The sequence below is a fragment of the Massilia sp. DWR3-1-1 genome (assembly GCF_049898325.1).
Taxonomy (GTDB): Bacteria; Pseudomonadota; Gammaproteobacteria; order Burkholderiales; family Burkholderiaceae_D; genus JAFCUW01.
This window is the reverse complement of record NZ_JAFCXL010000009.1, coordinates 42,956-61,270: the sequence shown is the minus strand read 5'-3', so window position 1 is coordinate 61,270 and position 18,315 is coordinate 42,956. Positions and strand designations below refer to the sequence as shown.

The 18,315-nt window shown below is 64.8% G+C and carries 17 protein-coding genes; 5 read left to right on the top strand and 12 right to left on the bottom strand.

Annotation, left to right across the window (positions count from 1 at the left end):
• Window positions 1-58 precede the first annotated feature (58 nt).
• The 3 genes from rsgA to ACP7EY_RS11360 are packed head-to-tail and all read right to left on the bottom strand — an operon-like array spanning window position 59 to window position 2,558.
• Entirely contained in the window at window positions 59-967 is a 909-nt protein-coding gene (gene rsgA, locus ACP7EY_RS11370; RefSeq protein ID WP_426193526.1) for a ribosome small subunit-dependent GTPase A, read from the bottom strand.
• A complete protein-coding gene (locus tag ACP7EY_RS11365; RefSeq protein ID WP_426193524.1) occupies window positions 964-1,305 on the bottom strand; it encodes a 4a-hydroxytetrahydrobiopterin dehydratase in 342 nt (113 codons plus the stop codon). The genes rsgA and ACP7EY_RS11365 overlap by 4 nt, the downstream gene beginning before the upstream one ends.
• Window positions 1,302-2,558 (bottom strand): M48 family metallopeptidase, encoded by a 1,257-nt coding sequence (locus ACP7EY_RS11360; protein ID WP_426193522.1) that lies wholly within the window; start codon window positions 2,556-2,558, stop codon window positions 1,302-1,304. Before ACP7EY_RS11360 ends, ACP7EY_RS11365 begins: the two co-directional genes overlap by 4 nt.
• Window positions 2,559-2,605: 47 nt before the next feature.
• Here ACP7EY_RS11360 and orn point away from each other — a divergent pair, with 47 nt between their 5' ends.
• Both orn and ACP7EY_RS11350 read left to right on the top strand, forming a co-directional pair.
• Window positions 2,606-3,187 carry an oligoribonuclease gene (gene orn / locus ACP7EY_RS11355; protein ID WP_426193520.1) on the top strand — a complete coding sequence of 194 codons (582 nt, stop codon included), beginning with the start codon at window positions 2,606-2,608 and terminating at the stop codon, window positions 3,185-3,187.
• 79 nt (window positions 3,188-3,266) lie between these two features.
• On the top strand, window positions 3,267-3,440 hold the full coding sequence (locus ACP7EY_RS11350) for a hypothetical protein (RefSeq protein WP_426193518.1): 174 nt from the start codon (window positions 3,267-3,269) through the stop codon (window positions 3,438-3,440).
• 52 nt (window positions 3,441-3,492) lie between these two features.
• Here the strand turns inward: ACP7EY_RS11350 and ACP7EY_RS11345 are convergent, their stop codons facing one another.
• The 5 genes from ACP7EY_RS11345 to ACP7EY_RS11325 form a co-directional block, all read right to left on the bottom strand.
• Window positions 3,493-4,440: an MBL fold metallo-hydrolase gene (locus ACP7EY_RS11345; protein WP_426193516.1), complete on the bottom strand. Its 948-nt coding sequence runs from the start codon at window positions 4,438-4,440 to the stop codon at window positions 3,493-3,495.
• A gap of 82 nt (window positions 4,441-4,522) precedes the next feature.
• The gene (locus tag ACP7EY_RS11340; protein WP_426193514.1) at window positions 4,523-5,398 is read right to left on the bottom strand and encodes a peptidase; all 876 of its coding nucleotides are present in this window, start codon (window positions 5,396-5,398) and stop codon (window positions 4,523-4,525) included.
• A 33-nt stretch (window positions 5,399-5,431) separates the two neighbouring features.
• On the bottom strand, window positions 5,432-6,244 hold the full coding sequence (locus ACP7EY_RS11335) for a transglutaminase family protein (RefSeq protein WP_426193513.1): 813 nt from the start codon (window positions 6,242-6,244) through the stop codon (window positions 5,432-5,434).
• A 2-nt stretch (window positions 6,245-6,246) separates the two neighbouring features.
• Window positions 6,247-7,182 carry an alpha-E domain-containing protein gene (locus ACP7EY_RS11330; protein WP_426193511.1) on the bottom strand — a complete coding sequence of 312 codons (936 nt, stop codon included), beginning with the start codon at window positions 7,180-7,182 and terminating at the stop codon, window positions 6,247-6,249.
• A complete protein-coding gene (locus ACP7EY_RS11325) occupies window positions 7,176-8,588 on the bottom strand; it encodes a circularly permuted type 2 ATP-grasp protein (RefSeq protein ID WP_426193818.1) in 1,413 nt (470 codons plus the stop codon). The genes ACP7EY_RS11330 and ACP7EY_RS11325 overlap by 7 nt, the downstream gene beginning before the upstream one ends.
• Window positions 8,589-8,835: 247 nt before the next feature.
• On the opposite strand from ACP7EY_RS11325, the gene ACP7EY_RS11320 reads away from it, so the two are divergent.
• A complete protein-coding gene (locus ACP7EY_RS11320) occupies window positions 8,836-10,053 on the top strand; it encodes an HPP family protein (protein WP_426193509.1) in 1,218 nt (405 codons plus the stop codon).
• A gap of 4 nt (window positions 10,054-10,057) precedes the next feature.
• Here the strand turns inward: ACP7EY_RS11320 and nhaA are convergent, their stop codons facing one another.
• The 4 genes from nhaA to ACP7EY_RS11300 all read right to left on the bottom strand — a co-directional run bounded on the left by nhaA (window position 10,058) and on the right by ACP7EY_RS11300 (window position 14,858).
• Window positions 10,058-11,248, bottom strand: coding sequence for a Na+/H+ antiporter NhaA (nhaA, locus tag ACP7EY_RS11315; protein WP_426193507.1), 1,191 nt, complete (start codon window positions 11,246-11,248; stop codon window positions 10,058-10,060).
• Window positions 11,249-11,355: 107 nt separating this feature from the next.
• On the bottom strand, window positions 11,356-12,333 hold the full coding sequence (locus tag ACP7EY_RS11310) for a DUF535 family protein (protein ID WP_426193505.1): 978 nt from the start codon (window positions 12,331-12,333) through the stop codon (window positions 11,356-11,358).
• Window positions 12,334-12,595: 262 nt separating this feature from the next.
• Window positions 12,596-14,113 carry a helicase HerA-like C-terminal domain-containing protein gene (locus ACP7EY_RS11305; protein WP_426193503.1) on the bottom strand — a complete coding sequence of 506 codons (1,518 nt, stop codon included), beginning with the start codon at window positions 14,111-14,113 and terminating at the stop codon, window positions 12,596-12,598.
• Window positions 14,114-14,141: 28 nt separating this feature from the next.
• Window positions 14,142-14,858, bottom strand: coding sequence for a UPF0149 family protein (locus tag ACP7EY_RS11300; RefSeq protein WP_426193501.1), 717 nt, complete (start codon window positions 14,856-14,858; stop codon window positions 14,142-14,144).
• An 86-nt stretch (window positions 14,859-14,944) separates the two neighbouring features.
• Between ACP7EY_RS11300 and ACP7EY_RS11295 the strand changes: the two genes are divergently transcribed.
• Both ACP7EY_RS11295 and ACP7EY_RS11290 read left to right on the top strand, forming a co-directional pair.
• Entirely contained in the window at window positions 14,945-15,952 is a 1,008-nt protein-coding gene (locus ACP7EY_RS11295) for a serine/threonine protein kinase (RefSeq protein WP_426193499.1), read from the top strand.
• A 68-nt stretch (window positions 15,953-16,020) separates the two neighbouring features.
• Window positions 16,021-18,156: a putative bifunctional diguanylate cyclase/phosphodiesterase gene (locus ACP7EY_RS11290; protein WP_426193497.1), complete on the top strand. Its 2,136-nt coding sequence runs from the start codon at window positions 16,021-16,023 to the stop codon at window positions 18,154-18,156.
• Window positions 18,157-18,315: the final 159 nt, after the last annotated feature.

The following is an 18,315-nucleotide window of genomic DNA, read 5'->3' as shown; positions in this document are numbered from 1 at the left end:
ATGATGCTTATCCCCTGCAAATGTCGGCCGTTCTCATTGAACGGTGAAAGATTAACATTTAATAAAGGGTTTGTGCCGATTCATGCAAGAGTTGACCATATAACTGGTGGCGGAATTTGGCGATTTTGCCTTCTGCCACTGCCGCCAGGATGGCGCACTGGGGCTCGATCAGGTGGCGGCAGTTGTAAAACTTGCAGCCGCCCAGGTAGGGCGTGAATTCGACGAAGGCCCGTTCGAGCATGCCTTCGCTTAAATGGTACAGGCCGAATTCCTGGAAGCCGGGCGAATCGATGATCGTCGATGGCGCCGTCGCGCCGTCGATGTGCAGATCGTAGAGGCGGGTAAACGTCGTCGTGTGCTTGCCCGTGTCGAGGGCGGCGGAAATTTCCCGCACGGCGATGTCGGCGTCCGGCACCAGCAGGTTGATCAGCGAGGACTTGCCCATGCCCGACTGGCCGATGAAAATCGACGATTGCCCCGCCAGCAGGGGCAGCAGGGTGGCCACCGCCTCGTCGGGACGGGTGCGGGCCGACACCTCGTGCAGGGGGTAACCCAGCGAGGTGTACATCTCGAGCCGCTGGCGCGCCTTGTCGAGCGAGCCGACGACGTCGGTCTTGTTGAGGATCAGGTGGGCGTCGATGCCGGCCGCTTCGGCCGCCACCAGCGAGCGAGATATCAGGTCGTCGGCAAAGCCCGGTTCGGTGGCGACGACGATGAACAGGCGCGTCAGGTTGGCGGCCAGCAGCTTCGATTTGTACTGGTCGGAGCGGTACAGCAGCGTCTTGCGCTCGACCATCGATTCGATCACGGCCTGGTCATCGGAGGTCATTTTCAGCAGGACGACGTCGCCCACGGCGATATTGGTTTTCTTGCCGCGGGTGACGCATTGCAGCTTGCGCCCATCGACCTCGGCCAGGTAGTGGCGGCCGTGGGCGGCGATGATGATGCCACTGAGGGGGGCGCTCACGGGGTGTTGCCGGGCAGGCCGGTCTGGTAGATGGCATCGGCGCGGGCCGCGCAAATAAAGTCGTTGAGCGAGAGGGCGTTGCCGGTGGAGTGGGTGGTAAAACCCAGCTCGCAGGAAGTAAAGGTCATGGTCAGCAGTGGGTGATGGTTTTGTTGTTCGACCATGTCGGAGATGGCGTTGACGAAGTCGAGGCTGGCCTGCCAGTTGGGAAAGCGGTAGCGCCGCCGCAGCATGCCGTCGGCAATCGTCCAGGCCGGTACCTGGTCGAGCAGGGCAACGATGGTCGCCTCGTCGAGGGCGGCGGCGCCGTCGCGGCAGTGGTGTTCGGCCAGCGTCATGGGGTCACCAGGTTCAGTTGGGCAATGCGCACCGAGGCGGGCGGGTGCGAATCGTAGAACGCCGAGTGCAGGGGATCGGGCGTGAGCGTGGAGGCATTGTCTTCGTACATCTTCACCAGTGCCGACACCAGGTCGGCCGCATTGGCATGGGTGGCGGCGAAGGCGTCCGCTTCGAATTCGTGCTTGCGCGAGCTGATCGAGGTCAGCGGCGAAAACACGAACGTAAACACGGGCAGCACCAGCATGAACAGGATCAGCGCCATGGCGTTGCTCGACAGGATGGGATCGACCCCCAGGCCCTGGTAGAACCAGGCCTGGTCTTTCAGGTAGCCTAGCAGGGCCAGCAAGGCCAGCGACAGGGCGAACATGGCGGCGATGCGCTTGACGATGTGTTTCAGTTTGAAGTGGCCCAGCTCGTGCGCCAGCACCGCTTCGATTTCCGGCGGCGCCAGGCGCTCGAGCAGGGTGTCGAAGAAGACGATGCGTTTATTCGCGCCGAAACCGGAAAAATAGGCGTTGCCGTGGGCGCTGCGCTTGGAGCCGTCCATCACGAACAAGCCTTTCGAGGCGAAGCCCACGCGCGTCATCAAGCCTTCGATGCGTTCTTTCAGGCTGGCGTCCTCCAGTGGGCTGAATTTATTGAACAGCGGTGCGATCACGGTGGGGAACAGCACCATCATCAGCAACTGGAAGCCGCTCCAGACGAACCAGGCGTACAGCCACCACAGATCACCGGTCTGGTCCATCAGCGTGAGCACCACCCAGGCCAGCGGCAGGCCGATGGCGGCGCCCAGCAGGCTGCCCTTGAGCAGGTCGGCGAACCACAGCCGCGCCGTCATCTTGTTGAAGCCGAAGCGCTGATCGAGGACGAACTGGCGGTACAGATCGAAGGGCAGGTCGAGCAGGCCGGAGATGACGGCGAACGCCACCAGCAGGGCCAGCTGGCCCGTCATGCCGAAGCCGGCGATGGGCGCGAGCTGGATGGCCAGCCATTGCAAGCCGCCCAGCAAAGTAAAGCCGATCAGCACGACGCTGGAAAACAACAGCGCATACAGGCCGAAACGGGTCTTGGCGACCGTGTAGTCGGCCGCCTTCTGGTGCGCCGCCAGCGGGATGCGGCTGGCAAATTCGGCCGGCACGGCGGCCCGGTGCGCCAGCACGTGGCGAATGTGGCGATTCGACAGCCAGAAGCGCAGGACCAGGGTCAGGATGAAGAAAGCAATAAACAAAACCGAAAACGCGAGTGAATACATTCTGTGCCTGTGAGAAAATGCAGGATTGATTAGGCCAAGAGAGAATTATGTCACAAGCGACTGAAACCACCGCCACCGCCCCGGCCCGTCCGAATGAAATGAACCTGATCTGGGTCGACCTGGAAATGACGGGCCTGGAGCCGGACACGGACCGCATCATCGAGGTGGCGGTCGTCGTCACCGACATGCACTTGAACACCATCGCCGAAGGCCCCGTGTTCGCCATCCACCAGTCCGACGAAACGCTCGACAAGATGGACGCCTGGAACAAGGGCACCCACGGCCGCAGCGGCCTGATCGACCGGGTGCGCGCTTCCACCGTCAGCGAAGCGCAGGCCGAAGCCGAACTGATCGCCTGGCTGCGCCAGTATGTCCCGAACGGCAAGTCGCCCATGTGTGGCAACACCATTTGCCAGGACCGCCGTTTCATGGCGCGCACCATGCCCAAGCTCGAGTCGTTCTTCCACTACCGCAATCTGGATGTGTCGACCCTGAAAGAGCTGTGCCGCCGCTGGAAGCCGGAGCTGGTCAGTGGTTTTAAAAAGCACCAGAAGCACACGGCGCTGGCCGACATCATCGAGTCGATCGAAGAACTCAAGTACTACCGCGAGCACTTCATCAAGCTTTGATCGCCCTTGTGTGGTGTGGCGAACGGTGCGGCGCGCGGGGCGGGAGTAGGCTGGGTTTTTAAACCGACCGGAGACCGTCATGAGCAAAACCACCACCGATGCCCGCGAAAAAATGCAGCGCGAAGCACAGCAGGCCCAGCAGGAAGCCGCCATGAACCAGCAGAAGGCCGAAGCTGAAGAAGTGGCCGGTCGGCACATACAGGATGGCCAGAAAGATCACAAGGGCGCCGACAAGGGCCCGCGCGGTCAGTAACGGGGCAATCAAGGCGGGGTGGCCGGCAGCGCCGCTCACCCCGTCGTTACTCTCAGTGAATTTGCGTAAAATTCACCGGTACGTAGGCGTAGCCTTTCCCCTCTTTGCGCAGGTGGCCCAGGCCGGGAAACGCCAGGTGGGCGCCACCGATCAGGTAGCCGGCGCGCGCGGCGGCGTCAAATGCCTGGTGGCGCTCTGCCAGCGCTTCCTTCGGCGCACTGTCAAAATCGATCGTCACTGCCGGATGCGCCATCTGCACATCGGCCACGTGGACCAGGTCGCCAATCAGCACCAGCTTTTGTCCCTTGCTCTCGACCACGTAGGTGGCGTGGCCCGGGGTGTGGCCCTTGCCCGCGTGCGTGCTGATCCCGGGCACCAGTTCGACATTGCCCTCGAAGGGCTTGAACTTGCCGGCGGCGACGTAGGGATTCAAGGCGGCCATCGCACCCTTGAAATAATCGGCCTTGGCGGGCGCTTTGGCCATGTTGTCGGCACTGAGCCAGTAATCGGCTTCCTGTTTTTGTGCGCGCACGATGGCGTTGGGGAAGGCGCTCTGGCCATTGAGCAGCAAGCCGCCCACGTGGTCGGGGTGCATGTGGGTGATGTAGATTTCGTCGATCTGCTCGGGCGCGTAGCCGGCCGCTTTCAGGTTGGCGGCGAATTTGCCCAGGTTGGGGCCGAACAGGCCGGCCGCGCCCGTGTCGACCAGCACCAGTTTGCTGCCCGTGTTGATCAGGAAGGCGTTGAACGAGGTCTCCAGCGGCGACGCGATGAAATTTTTCTTCAGCGCGGCGCCGATGTCGGCTTTGCTGATCCCTTGCAGCAGGGTGTCGACGGGCAGGGCGGTGCTGCCGTCGTTGATGGCGGTGACTTCGAACTCGCCCAGCATCATGCGGTAAAAAGCGGGGGCGTTGGTCTTGAGCTGCGGCGCGGCGGCAAACGATGTTGCATGGGCCAGCACGGTGGCGGCGGCCAGGCTGGCCAGGGCGAGACGTTTCATGGGCTTCCTCGAGGTGAATGGACGATCAGACAAGATGGTCGATCGTACATCAACGGTGGAAAGCCTGCCGTGCCCCCCCCAATTACGCGGGCGGCCCGCCGAATTGCTGCGCCACCGACTGCAGGGGCGGCGCCGCGGCGCTGGCCTGGTCCAGGTGGGCCGGCAAGGGTACCCGCAGCGGCGGCACCTTGCCGTTGGCGGCGCACAGGACGTTGTCGGTGGTGCCTGGGGCGGCATCCCAGACGGGATCGTCGATGCTTTCGAATACGGCCTTGAGCTGCGCCCCCCAGCTCGAGCGCAGCATCTGGAAATACTGGTTGCGCTCGTCGATGGTGGTGAAGCGGGTGACGGCCAGGCTGTCGGCTTCGTACACCAGCAGGTCGAGCGGCAAGCCCACCGAGATGTTCGAGCGCAGCGTCGAATCCATCGAAATGAGGGCGCACTTGGCCGCTTCGTCCAGCCCCGTCTGCGGGGTGATGACGCGGTCGAGGATGGGCTTGCCATACTTCGACTCGCCGATCTGGAAATACGTGGTCTGGTCGTGCGATTCGATGAAATTGCCGGCCGAGTAGATTTGGAACAGGCGGCAACGCTCGCCCTTGATCTGGCCGCCGAAGATGATGCCGATGTTAAATTCGACGCCGAATTCGGCCAGCGCCTGCGCATCGCGCTTGTGGATCTCGCGCACGGCGTCGCCGACGATGCGGGCAGCCGTCAGCATGCTCGTGGCGTTCCACACACTCACCCCATCGGCGCCCACGTAGGCGGCGACGTGCTCGCGCACCGACTGCGAGATCGACAAATTGCCCGATGTCATGAGGACCATCACCCGCTCGCCCGGATGTTCAAACACGTTCATCTTGCGGAAGGTGCCGACCTGGTCCACGCCGGCGTTGGTGCGGGAATCGGACAGAAAGACCAGTCCGGCGTCGAGGCGCATGCCTGTACAGTACGTCATGATGGCGGCATTTTCTTCGTCAAAACGCCTATTTTACACGGGGACGATCTGCACGTTGACGGCCATGGTCTCTTCGCCGGCCCCGCGCCGGCTGCCCCGCACGGGCGCCGCCGACACGTAGTCGCGCCCGATCGCCAGGCGGCAATAGGCATCCGTCATCAGGCGCGCATGGGTGACATCGATGCTGATCCAGCCTTCAAAGCCGGCATCGTGCACCCAGGCGTCGACCCAGGCATGGCTGGCGGCGTGGCCGCTGCTGCCCGGATCGATATAGCCGGACACATAGCGCGCCGGCACGCCCATGGCGTGGCAACAGGCCAGAAACAGGTGGGCGTGGTCCTGGCACACGCCGGCCCCTTGCAGCAGGGCGTCGTGGGCGGTGGTGTCGACGCTGGTGGCGCCCGTCACGTAGGCGATGCTGGCGCGGATGCGCTCGGCCAGCGCCAGCATGGCGCCCGTGCTGGCGCGCCCCTCGCGCACCTCGGCCAGGCTGGCGCTGGCATACTCGCTGATCTGGCCGGTCGGCATGGTCAGGCGGGTCGGCACGGTAAACACCAGCGGCGAGAGCGGTTCGCTGTTGTGCAGGCGGCCACCGTCAAGCAGGGTGGTGTGCACGATGCCCTCGGCGACGATGGCGACCAGGCGGTGCGGCTCGTTGAGGGTGAGCATGTGCGAGCGGTTGCCGTAGGCGTCCGTGTAGGCGTTGACGGCGCCGGGCGCCTGCAGATTCCAGGTCAGCACGTTTTGCTGCGCTTCCAGGCGGGGCGTGACGTGCAGTTGCTGGATGCTGTAAGCCTGGCTGGCGGCGTAGCGGTAGATGGTTTCGTGGCGGATCGACAGTTTCATGGTCAGCTTCCCAGTGGCACGAGAAAATCGCGGCTGACCAGCCGGCCCAGGACATCGATGTTTTCCAGGAAAGTGGTCAGGCTGTCGTGCAGGCCCGCTTGCAAGATGTCCTCGATGCGGGTGAATTTGAGTTCCGCGTGCAGCTTGCCGGCCAGCCGTTCCGTGTCGGCCGAGACGTCGTTGCGCACGGCGCGCAGGTTTTCCAGCACCTGTTCCATCGAAAACAGCAGCGAGCGGGGCATGTCCGGGTGCAGCATCAGCAATTCGGCCACCCGCTCGCGGGTGATGACGTCGCGGTAGACCTTGCGGTAGATCTCGAAGCCCGACACCGAGCGCAGCAGCGCCGCCCAGTAATAAAAATCGCGCTGCGACGACGCATCGGCGGCGCCGTGGTACTTGACGTCGAGAATGCGGGCGGTGTTGTCGGCCCGTTCCAGGAAGGTGCCCAGGCGAATGAAGTACATCGCTTCGTCCTTGAGCATGGTGCCCAGCGTGACCCCGCGCGAGAGGTGCGAGCGGTACTTGACCCACTCGAAAAAGGCGCTGGGATCGTTCTCCAGGCCGCCCGGCGCCAGTTGCTTGGGCATGTCGAGCCAGGTGGCGTTGGTGGTTTCCCACACCTCGGTGGTGAGCGTGCCGCGCACCGCGCGGGCATTGTCGCGCGCCCCTTTCAGGCAGGCGGCGATGGAGGACGGGTTCGACGGGTCGCGCACCATGAAGTCGAGCACATCGGCCTGGTTGCAGATGCCCTTGCGGTTGGCAAACTCTTCTTCCAGTTCGGAGATGCCCAGCATGGCGCGCCAGCCCGCTTCGCTGTCTTCCTGCGACTGCGGCAGCATCGACGTTTGCACGGCCACGTCGAGCATGCGGGCGGTGTTTTCGGCGCGCTCGGTGTAGCGCGCCATCCAGTACAGGTGATCGGCGGTGCGGCTTAGCATGGTTGCTCCAGAATCCAGGTGTCCTTGGTGCCGCCGCCCTGCGAAGAATTGACCACCAGCGAGCCTTCCTCGAGGGCGACGCGGGTCAGGCCGCCCGGCACCATCGAAATGGTTTTGCCGGACAGGACGAAGGGGCGCAGGTCGATGTGGCGCGGGGCGATGCCGTTTTCGACATAGGTGGGGCAGGCCGACAGCGCCAGCGTGGGCTGGGCGATATAGCCGTCCGGCTTGGCTTTGAGGCGGCGCCGGAAATCGTCGATCTGGGCGCTCGAGGCGGCCGGGCCGATCAGCATGCCGTAACCGCCGGCGCCGTGCACTTCCTTGACCACCAGCTTGTCCAGGTTCGCCAGCGTGTATTCGAGGTCGGCCGGTTTCCTGCACTGGTAGGTGGGGACGTTGTTCAAGATCGGCTCTTCCGACAGATAGAATTTGATCATGTCCGGCACGAAGGGGTAGATCGACTTGTCGTCGGCCACCCCGGTGCCGATGGCGTTGGCCAGCGTGACGCGGCCGGCCCGGTACACCGACAGCAGGCCGGGCACGCCCAGGCTGGAGTCGGAGCGGAACGCCAGCGGATCGAGGTAATCGTCGTCGATGCGGCGGTAGATCACGTCGACCCGTTTCGGCCCGCGGATGGTGCGCATGTAGACGGCGTTGTCGTTGACATACAAATCTTTGCCTTCGACCAGTTCGACCCCCATTTGCTGGGCCAGGAAAGCGTGCTCGAAATAGGCCGAATTGTGGATGCCGGGCGTGAGCACCACCACGGTGGGATCGTTGCCGCCGTTGGGGGCGACCGAGCGCAGGTTGTCGAGCAGCAGGTCCGGATAGTGATCGACCGGCGCGATGCGGTTGCGGGCGAACAGTTCGGGAAACAGCCGCATCATCATCTTGCGGTCTTCCAGCATGTAGGACACGCCCGAGGGCACGCGCAGATTGTCTTCCAGCACATAAAACTCGCCCTCGCCCGCGCGCACGATGTCGACGCCGGCGATGTGGGCGTAAATGTCGGAGGCGACGGCGATGCCCTGCATTTCCGGGCGGTACTGGGCGTTCTGGTAAATCTGCGCGGCCGGAATCAGGCCCGCCTTGATGATGTCCTGGCCGTGATAGATATCATGGACGAACATGTTCAGGGCCTTGACGCGCTGCACCAGGCCCGTTTGCAGGTGCGCCCATTCGTGCGCGGGAATGATGCGAGGAATCGTGTCGAAGGGAATCAGGCGCTCGGTGCCGGCATCGTCGCCGTAGACGGCGAAGGTGATGCCGACCCGGCGGAAGGTCAGATCGGCTTCGGCCCGCTTGCGCTCGATCTGTTCGGGCGTCTGGCGCGCCAGCCACTGGTCGAACTCGCGGTAGTGCTCGCGCACGGCGCGGTCGCCCTGGCCGTCGCCGTGGGCATGCATCTCGTCGAAGATACGTGGTGCAAGGTGCATGAGATCTCCTGGATGGGTAGGGGATGCCGAGTGCGTGCCGCGCTCAGGCAGTAGTTATCAGGCAATATATATCAAGAACCGTGCCAATGGATCCCCCGCGCGTGCGCGTCTTGCAAACAGTTTTCGCACTATTTTGGTGAGCGCCATCCCCGATATGGTGTAATAAGCGACTTTTGGTGGACGGGGATGGGTGATGGCGGAGCAGGCGGGCAAGCAAGTGCGCAACAAAGGACACTCCTGGCTGGGCTTGTTCCTGCCGCGGCCGAACACGGCAAGCCGCACCGAACAGGTGCGTGCCGGCGCCGGCGCGCTGCTGGGCTTGTTGGTGACGGCGCTGCTGACCCCCTTCGTCGTCGGCGCGCTGGTGGCCGACAGCAGCGCCATGGCCTTTCTCATCGCGCCGATGGGGGCCTCGGCCGTGCTGCTGTTCGGGGTGCCCGCCAGCCCGCTGGCGCAGCCGTGGTCCGTGTTCGGTGGCAATGTCGTCTCGGCCATCGTGGGCGTGACGGTGGCGCGCTTGGTGGGCGACCCCGTGCTGGCCGCGCCGCTGGCCGCCGGCGCCGCCATCGTCTGCATGTTCTTGCTGCGCTGCCTGCATCCGCCGGGCGGGGCGGTGGCGCTGACGGCCGTGCTGGCCGGGCCTGCCGTGCATGCGGCCGGCTACCAGTTCGCCTTCGTCCAGGTGGCGCTCAACAGCGCGTTGATGGTGCTGGCGGCGCTGGCCTACAACAATCTGACGGGGCGCCGTTATCCCCATTCGCAGCAGTCGGGCCTGCAGCCGGCGCACGCCACCGGCGACCCGGTCCCCACCAGCCGGGTGGGCTTCGCGCCCGCCGACCTCGACGCCGTGCTGCAACGCTATGGCCAGGTGCTCGACGTCAGCCGCGATGACCTGGAAAACATTATCCTGGCCACCGAGATGCAGGCCTATGAACGGCGCTTCGGCGTCATCACCTGCGGCGCCATCATGTCGAAGGATGCCGTCACGGTGGAATTTGGCAGCACCCTGCTGGAAGCGTGGCAACTGCTGCGCCAGCACCGTCTGCACGCCTTGCCGGTGCTGAACAAGGCGCGGCGGGTGATCGGCGTGGTGGCGCAAAGCGACTTCCTGCGCCACGCCGAGCTCGACCACTACAGCGATTTCGGCGCCCGCCTGCGGCGCTTCCTGCTGCCCTACGATGGCAGCCATTCGGACAAGCCGGAGGTGGTCGGGCAGATCATGACGGCCAGGCCGCTGACGGCGCGCACGGACACGCCCATCGTCGAGCTGGTGCCGCTGATGGCCAATGCCGGCTTGCACCATATTGCCGTGATCGACGGTGAAGACCGCTTCGCCGGCATGGTCAGCCAGTTGGACTTGCTGGCGGCCCTGTACGAGAGCCGCCTGAACGAGCCGGCGCCTCTGGCCAGCGCTTCTTGGCACCTACCGGGATAGGTTCTTACTGATCGCTCGTCGTCGCCGGCGTGGCAAATTTGAGCCACAGGAAGCCGGCCACGCCGGCCGTGAGCGAGGCCACCAGGATGGCGATCTTCGACGCCGTCACCGCCTCGGCCTGGCCGGGGAAGGCCAGGTTGGTGACGAAGATCGACATGGTAAAGCCGATCCCGCCCAGCATGCCAGCGCCCAGCACGTGGCGCCAGGACAGTTCGGCCGGCTTGCTGCACAGGCCGCTGGCGACGGCCGCCATGCTAAAGAGCACGATGCCCAGCGGTTTGCCGAGCACCAGCCCGGCGAAGATGCCCAGGCTGTTTGGCGCGCCCAGCTGGGCGGCCCAGCCGGCGCCCAGGACGATGCCGGTGTTGGCCAGCGCGAAGACTGGCAGGATCAGGAAGGCTGTCGGCAGGTGCAGAACGTGCTCGAGGCGGTGCGATGGCGACTCGCGGTCGTCCTGGCGCGCGGAAAAGGGAATGGCGAACGCCAGCAGCACGCCGGCGATGGTGGCGTGGATGCCCGACTTGAGCATGAGGAACCACATCAGCGCGCCGCCCACCAGGTAGGGCGTGAGCGCCATCACGCGGCCGACACGGTTCAGGCCCAGCAGGACGGCGAACACGGCCAGCGCGCCGGCCAGGTAGGCCAGCGAAAAACTGCTGGTATAGAAAATGGCGATGACGATGATGGCGCCCAGGTCGTCGATCACCGCCAGTGCCGTGAGGAAAATTTTCAGGGAAGCGGGCACGCCCTTGCCCAGCAGGGCCAGCACGCCAAGCGCGAAGGCGATATCGGTGGCCATCGGAATGCCCATGCCGGCCTGGGTGGGGCTGCCCCCGTTCAGGCCGTAGTGGATGAGCGCCGGCACGCCGATGCCGCCCACCGCGGCGACGATGGGCAGCAGCGCATTGCGCAGGTCCGACAATTCGCCGTTGTACAGTTCGCGCTCGAGTTCGAGGCCGATCATCAGGAAGAAGATGGCCATCAGGCCGTCGTTGATCCAGTGTTCCACCGACATGCCGGCCAGGTTCATCTGCCAGAACGCCAGGTAAGACGCGCTGGCGGGCGAGTTGGCCAGCAGCAGCGAGACCACGGTACAGGCGATCAGCACGATGCCGCCGGACTTGTTGGAGGCGAAAAAGCGCTGGAAGGTGGCGGACAGGCCGCGCGAGGGAAAGACGGAAGAGGGGAGATGCATGGGCACGCCTAAACTGCGTGGCGGCCCGACCGACGCTGTTCCTGCGACACACGGCGTGTGCGCACCCAAACCCCAGTATAACCTGCCGGGCGCCGCGCCCGCCCGCTTTACGCCGTGCGGCGCAGATGCGACGTTGGCGGCGCGATGCCGGCCGCGGACGGCGCCAGCCGCAGCGCAGTGAGCGCCCGCTGCGAGCGGCGCACCTGGGCGTCGATGTCGGCGACGGCAACCTTGATCATCTCGTGGCGCTTCTTCGCTTCCGAGCGCTTCTTCGAGGCGATCTCGGTCACATCGAGCGCTGGCAGGGCTTCGCAGGCCAGGCGGAAATCGCCGTCGGCGTGGCACCTTGCGCCCAGTTCGCGCCACAGGGTGTCGTAGTCCGCATGGACTTTCCCCTTGCGCATCGAGGTGGTGACGACGCGGTTGGCATTGCCGACCAGTAGCAGATGGCTGCAGCCTTGCTCGTGGCCGAACTGGCGCACCACCCGCATCAACAGGTTTTTCGGGCGCATGCCGTGCAGGGCGCGGGTGGCGGCGCGCACGCCATCCTGGGCGCCGGGGCCGGGGGTGCCTTGCAGGCAGCCCACGCCGAGCGCCTTGCCCGCGCCGTCGCGCACGAAACTGCACGCGACTGAATAGAGCAGGCGGTCCTCGTGCATCAGCTGAAAAATCAGCTCGCCCTCGCGCGAGAGCACGCCGCCGGCGCGCAGTTCGATGCGGTAGTTCTCGCCTTCGCCATCCTTGACCTGCAACTGGCACATGGTCACCGGCGCCGCCGCCGCGCGCGCCACCAGCGGCGCCAGGCCGCGCTCGATGACCGTCCGGTAATGGGTCTGGAGGGCGTCGAGGCGCTCGTCGCAGCCCAGCCGGGTGCTCAGGTACTGGCGGTAGATCTTGTTGATCAGGCGCGGGCAACTGGGCAGCATCTGGGCGAACAGGGGATCGGAATTGAGCAGGGCGAGCCAGTGGGCCGTCTGGCGCCGGAACAGCACGGCGCGCGAGACCAGCTTGAACGATTCCCGCAGCAATTTGAAACCGCGCAATTCGGTGCGCAACCCGGAACAAAGAGAAATAGATGCTTGCATGAGGCGGCTCGGTGGAGTGCCGGCACAACGGGGCCGCGGGCGCGTGGCGCCCGGTAGCGGCTGTGGAATCGGCAAACGAGCGCGGCGAAGTGGCGCAGAAACCTGGCACAGGGCGGGTCCGCCCGAGGTGGGGGGCGGGAGCACACGGGCCAGGGTTAATATTGACGAAAGCTTATCGTCAACTTCATCATGTATCGAAATGTAACAGCTGTCAATACCGTGGGGAATTTATAGTTTCTGCCTGCAACGAAACGCTAGCGCTCTACCGTTTTTTCAGCAGCGATCCCAGCACACCGCGTATCAGTTCGCGCCCCATCTGCGAGCCGATGCTGCGCGCGGCCGACTTGACCATCGCCTGCACGGGCGAGTCGCGCTTGCCGGGGGCGCTGGCGCCGAACAGGTCGCCGATCAGGCCGCCCAGGCCGCCGCCGCTGTCGGCCGGCGCTGGCGGCGCGCTCTCGGCGGCGGGCAGCGGCGGCGCGGCCGGTGCAGCCGGCGCCACCCGCCGGGTCAGTATTTCATGGGCCGACTGGCGATCGATGGCCGTTTCGTACACCCCGGCCACGAGCGAGCCGGCGATCACCGCCTGGCGACTGGCCGGGTCGATGGGGCCGATGCGCGAGGCGGGCGGCAGGATGTAAGCGCGCTCGACGATGTTGGGACGACCTTGTTCGTCGAGGAAGGAGACCAGCGCTTCGCCCACGCCCAGTTCGGTGATCACCGCCGCCGTATCGAGCGCCGGATTGGGGCGGAAGGTGTCGGCGGCCGCCTTGACGGCCTTCTGGTCGCGCGGCGTGTAGGCGCGCAGGGCGTGCTGGACGCGGTTGCCCAGTTGCCCCAGCACGGAGTCGGGAATGTCGAGCGGATTCTGGGTGACGAAATACACGCCCACCCCTTTCGAGCGGATCAGCCGCACCACCTGTTCAATCTTGTCGAGCAGCGCCTTGGGGGCGTCGTCGAACAGCAGGTGCGCCTCATCGAAGAAGAACACCAGTTTCGGCTGCTCCAGGTCGCCCACTTCGGGCAAGTGCTCGAACAGTTCCGACAGCAGCCACAGCAAAAACACGGCGTACAGCCGCGGTGAATTCATCAGCTTGTCGGCGGCGAGGATGTTGACCATCCCGCGGCCGGCGGCGTCGGTTTGCAGCAGGTCGTCGATATTGAGCATGGGCTCACCGAAGAAATGCGTGCCCCCTTGCTCTTCGATGCCGATCATGCTGCGCTGGATGGCGCCGATGCTGGCCGCCGAGATATTGCCGTAACTGGTGCGATATTCGCCGGCGTGGTCGCCCACGTGCTGCAGCAGGGTGCGCAAGTCTTTGCTGTCGAGCAGCAGCCAGCCCTGGTCGTCGGCGATCCGGAACGCCACCTGCAACACCCCTTCCTGGGTGTCGTTCAGATTGAGCATGCGTGCCAGCAGCAGGGGCCCGAGGTCGGACACGGTGGCGCGCACGGGGTGACCCTGCTCGCCGAACACGTCCCAGAACGTGACGGGGCAGGCCGCCCATTGCGGTGCTTCGACTTTCATCCTGGCCAGGCGCTCGGCCATTTTTGCCGACGGCGCCCCGGGCGCCGCCAGGCCCGACAGGTCGCCCTTGATGTCGGCCATGAACACCGGCACGCCGATATCGGACAGCGCCTGCGCCATCACCTGCAGGGTGACGGTCTTGCCGGTGCCGGTGGCGCCGGTGATGCAGCCATGGCGGTTGGCCAGGTTCGACAGCAGGCCGAACGCCTGGTCACGTTCGCTGCTGGTGGCAATCGGCAACAGTTTCGACACGGGCGCTCCCTGCGGTGGTGGTGGAAGATCAGGCCGGTTCGGGCGCGTCCGCCGGGGCGCCGTCGGCGCCGCAGCATTTCTTGAATTTCTTGCCGCTGCCGCAAGGGCAGTCGTCGTTGCGGCCCACTTTCGGCTCTTCGCGCTTGATCGTCTGCACGCCCGACTTGCGCAGGGGCAGCCAGAATTTGTAGATGGCCGGCAAGTTCGCCTCGATTTCCAGCGCCAGCTTGTGGCCCTTGACGGGATCGTCGACTTCCTTCAGTTCGGACTCTTCGATCTCGTCGGCGCCCAGCAGGTACAGCGGGCGCATCAGCGGCGCCAGGTCGGACGAATCGATCGCATCCCACGAGCCGGGGCGCAATTCGAGTCCTTCCCAGAAGCCCCAGCACCACGCTTCGGCGTCGATCAGGGTCTGGCCTTCGTGCTCGTGCTCGACGAACAGGGGCTCGAATTCTTTCGGCGCGACTTCGAACGTCACCGCCACTTCGTTCATGAAGCGCATGATCAGCTCGAAAATGCGGTCGGCTTCCTTCTTGTTTTTCCAGGTCGGCTCGCTGGCGCCGTCTTCGCCCCAGACTTTCGGCAGCCACTCGGTGGGCATGATGGCTTCGGGACCGATCGCGATGGCCGTCAGGAAACCGTGCAGGGTGTCCATCGTCATGGCGTCGTCGGAGCTGCGGTCCGACAGCAGGAACTGGTCGAGTTCGTCGAATTCTTTGTCTGACAGGGGCTGATCGTATTGCATGGTGGCGACTTTCTTGAAGTGAGTACGACAGTTTAACGTGTCTTGCGTCGCGCGCGGCGGCAATCTGTCGGGCGTACAATGCGCCCATGAATCCAGACGACGACGTTTCCTCCGCTCCCCCCCACCCATTTTCCGCGCTGGGCCCCGACTGCGTGCTCGACGCCCTCGACAGCATCGGCCTGCACGGCGATGGCCGCCTGCTGGCCCTGAACAGCTACGAGAACCGGGTCTACCAGGTGGGCCGGGAAGAGGGCGGCCCGGTGGTGGTGAAGTTTTACCGGCCCGACCGCTGGAGCGACGCCGCCATCCTCGAGGAGCACGGCTTCGTGGCCGAACTGGTCGAACGGGAAATTCCCGTGGTGGCCGCCAGCACCCTCGAGGGACGCACCCTGCACAGCTTTGGCGGCTTCAAGTTTGCCGTGTTTCCCTGCCGCGGCGGGCGCGCGCCGGAACTGGGCGACGCCAGCGTGCGCGAGTGGATCGGCCGCTTCATCGGCCGCATCCACGCCGTCGGCGCCCTCAAGCAGTTCACCGAGCGGCCCGCGCTGACCCCGGCCACCTTCGGCGCCGCGCCGCGCGCCTACCTGCTCGAGCACGGTTTCATTCCGCCCGAGTTGTTGCCGGCCTGGACCAGCGTGGTCGACCAGGCCCTGGCCGGCGTGGCCCACTGTTATGACCGGGCCGGCCCGCCAGCGCTGATCCGCCTGCACGGCGACTGCCACGTCGGCAACATCATGTGGACCGACGCCGGCCCCCATTTCGTCGACTTCGACGACAGCCGCAGCGGTCCCGCCGTGCAGGACTTGTGGATGCTGCTGTCGGGCGAGCGGGCCGAACGTTCGGCGCAGATGGCCGACATCCTCGCCGGCTACGAAGACTTCGCCGACTTCGACGCGCGCCAGCTGCACCTGGTCGAAGCGCTGCGCACCCTGCGCCTGCTGCATTATTCGGCCTGGCTGGCGATGCGCTGGGACGATCCGGCCTTCCCCGTGGCCTTTCCGTGGTTTAACACCCAGCGCTACTGGCAGGACCGCATCCTCGAACTGCGCGAGCAGGTGGCACTGATGGACGAGGGACCGCTGTGGCAAAGCTGACGATGGCGTTTTCCGGAACTTAAACGCCTGGCCGCCGGTCCAAGCAAGTGTGCGAAGACGGAGCCGTTATGAAACCAATCGAGGACGACTGCAAGACCGGTCTGCTGACTTTCATGAAATCCCATCATGCGGTCATTCTTGACCAGTGGGAGCGCTTTGCCGGCAGCATTCCCGCTGCGCGCAAGCTCGACAGCATCGCCTTGCGTGACCACGCACTGGGCATGCTCAACGCCATCGAGTCCGACCTCGAGGTCGCGCAGACCCCTCTTGAACAGGCGGAAAAATCGAAGGGGCACGCGCCGCAAGCCCGGCAGGACAGCCCGGCCACGCTGCACGGCGCCGACCGCGTGCTGGCCGGCTTCACCGTCATCGACACCATCTCCGAGTTCCGCGCCCTGCGCGCCAGCGTGCTGGCACTCTGGAATCCGAATGGCGACCGTGCCGCGGCGTTCGCCAGCAGCGAGCTGACCCGCTTTCACGAAGCCATCGACCAGGCCCTGACCGAATCGATCAGGCGCTTCGCGCTCGACAAGGAAGAATACACGCGCCGCTTCGACACCCTGTTGTCGTCCTCGCCAGATTTCCACTACATCGTCAGCGTCGATGGCGATATTCTTTACGTCAATGTGGCCCTGTGCCGCCAGGTGGGCGTGCCGCAGGAAAAATTCATCGGCGCGCGTGTGCAAGACCTGTTTCCCGCGCAGGCGCAGCGCATCTTGTCCGAACTGCGCAAGGTGGTTGCCACGCGCGAACCGCTGCGCGCCGAGGCGCAGCTGCCCGGCGCCGACGGCGCGCCGGTCAGCTATCGCTATGTGCTGCTGCCCGTCGTAAATAGCCTGGGGGGGATCGATGCAATTTCCGGGACGGCACGCAATATTTCCGAACTGAAGGCATCCGAAGAAGTCGTTCACCGCAACGCCTACTACGACGGCCTCACGCAATTGCCCAACCGGGCACTGTTCCACGACCGCCTCGCACAGGATCTCAAGCATGCGGCGCGCACGGCCCATCCGCTGGCCCTGCTGTATATCGATCTCGACGGCTTCAAGGAAGTCAACGACCGTTCCGGCCACGCGGCGGGCGACGAACTGCTCAAGGAAAGCGCGCGCCGCCTCAGCGCCTGCGTGCGCAGCAGCGACACCGTCGCCCGCATCGGCGGTGACGAATTCACGGTGGTGCTCAGCGAAATCAACGATCTCTTGCACATCGAAATCCTGGCGCAAAGCATCCTCGACGAGCTGGTCAAGCCATTTTCGATCGGCGAATCGGTGTATTTTATTTCCGGCAGCATGGGCATCACCGTCTATCCCCAGGACGGCCAGACCCCCGGCGAACTGCTGGGCAATGCCGATCAGGCCATGTACGTGGCCAAGCAGGCGGGGCGCAACCGCTTCAGTTTCTTCACCGCGCAAATGCGCGATTCGGCATGGGCGCGCCTGAAAATCATCGACGAACTGCGCGCCGCGCTGTCCCTGCACCAGCTCGAAGTGTATTACCAGCCCATCGTCGATCTCGCCAGCGGGGCCATCGTCAAGGCCGAAGCGCTGCTGCGCTGGCAGCACCCGCAAGACGGTCTGGTGTTGCCCGATGCCTTTATCGGACTGGCCGAGCAGACGGGCCTGATCGGCGAAATCGGCTCCTGGGTGTTCGCTGACGCGCTCGAGCATGCGCGCCTCTGGACTGCGCTGCTGGGCCGCCCGTTCCAGGTCAGTGTCAATAAATCGCCCGTCGAGTTCATGAACCTGGCCCGGATGAAAAATTGGGACAGCGACCTGGCCATGCTGCAGCCGGGGGGCAACCAGATTGCCGTCGAGATCACCGAAGGCTTGCTGCTCAACGATTCGCGGGCCATTCATGATCGCCTGGCCCTGCTGCGGGGCGCCGGCGTGCAATTTACCATCGACGACTTCGGCATCGGCTATTCGTCGATGTCCTATCTCAAAAAATTCAAGGTCGACTTTCTCAAGATCGACCAGTCCTTCGTCAAGGACATGCTGCACGGCGCCGACAGTGGCGTGTTCGCCGAAACCATCATCGTCATGGCCCACAAGCTGGGCCTGAAGGTCATCGCCGAAGGGGTGGAAACGCCCGAGCAGCGCGACATGCTCAAGGCCATGGGCTGCGACTACGCCCAGGGTTTCCTGTTTTCGGCGGCGACGCCGGCCGCGCGCTTCACCGACATGCTCACGGCAGGGGGGGGCTGAGATGCCAGGTGCGCCGTCGGCCATGCCATTTCACCATTGAAACGGCAAACTGGCGGGCTTTCCCCCCCATGCTCCCGTTAAGCGGGCGCGACATTGCGCTCCATAATGGTGTATGTTTTCCGCATTGGAAGACGTAGACACGATGACCTTGCGAGAACG

Excerpts from the sequence above, each read along its gene's own strand:
- ACP7EY_RS11365 (WP_426193524.1), bottom strand. The coding sequence starts at position 1,305 with ATGACGCTGGCCGAACACCACTGCCGCGACGGCGCCGCCGCCCTCGAC.
- ACP7EY_RS11360 (WP_426193522.1), bottom strand. The coding sequence starts at position 2,558 with ATGTATTCACTCGCGTTTTCGGTTTTGTTTATTGCTTTCTTCATCCTG.
- orn (WP_426193520.1), top strand. The coding sequence starts at position 2,606 with ATGTCACAAGCGACTGAAACCACCGCCACCGCCCCGGCCCGTCCGAAT.
- ACP7EY_RS11350 (WP_426193518.1), top strand. The coding sequence starts at position 3,267 with ATGAGCAAAACCACCACCGATGCCCGCGAAAAAATGCAGCGCGAAGCA.
- ACP7EY_RS11345 (WP_426193516.1), bottom strand. The coding sequence starts at position 4,440 with ATGAAACGTCTCGCCCTGGCCAGCCTGGCCGCCGCCACCGTGCTGGCC.
- ACP7EY_RS11340 (WP_426193514.1), bottom strand. The coding sequence starts at position 5,398 with ATGACGTACTGTACAGGCATGCGCCTCGACGCCGGACTGGTCTTTCTG.
- ACP7EY_RS11335 (WP_426193513.1), bottom strand. The coding sequence starts at position 6,244 with ATGAAACTGTCGATCCGCCACGAAACCATCTACCGCTACGCCGCCAGC.
- ACP7EY_RS11330 (WP_426193511.1), bottom strand. The coding sequence starts at position 7,182 with ATGCTAAGCCGCACCGCCGATCACCTGTACTGGATGGCGCGCTACACC.
- ACP7EY_RS11325 (WP_426193818.1), bottom strand. The coding sequence starts at position 8,588 with ATGCATGCCCACGGCGACGGCCAGGGCGACCGCGCCGTGCGCGAGCAC.
- nhaA (WP_426193507.1), bottom strand. The coding sequence starts at position 11,248 with ATGCATCTCCCCTCTTCCGTCTTTCCCTCGCGCGGCCTGTCCGCCACC.
- ACP7EY_RS11310 (WP_426193505.1), bottom strand. The coding sequence starts at position 12,333 with ATGCAAGCATCTATTTCTCTTTGTTCCGGGTTGCGCACCGAATTGCGC.
- ACP7EY_RS11300 (WP_426193501.1), bottom strand. The coding sequence starts at position 14,858 with ATGCAATACGATCAGCCCCTGTCAGACAAAGAATTCGACGAACTCGAC.
- ACP7EY_RS11295 (WP_426193499.1), top strand. The coding sequence starts at position 14,945 with ATGAATCCAGACGACGACGTTTCCTCCGCTCCCCCCCACCCATTTTCC.
- ACP7EY_RS11290 (WP_426193497.1), top strand. The coding sequence starts at position 16,021 with ATGAAACCAATCGAGGACGACTGCAAGACCGGTCTGCTGACTTTCATG.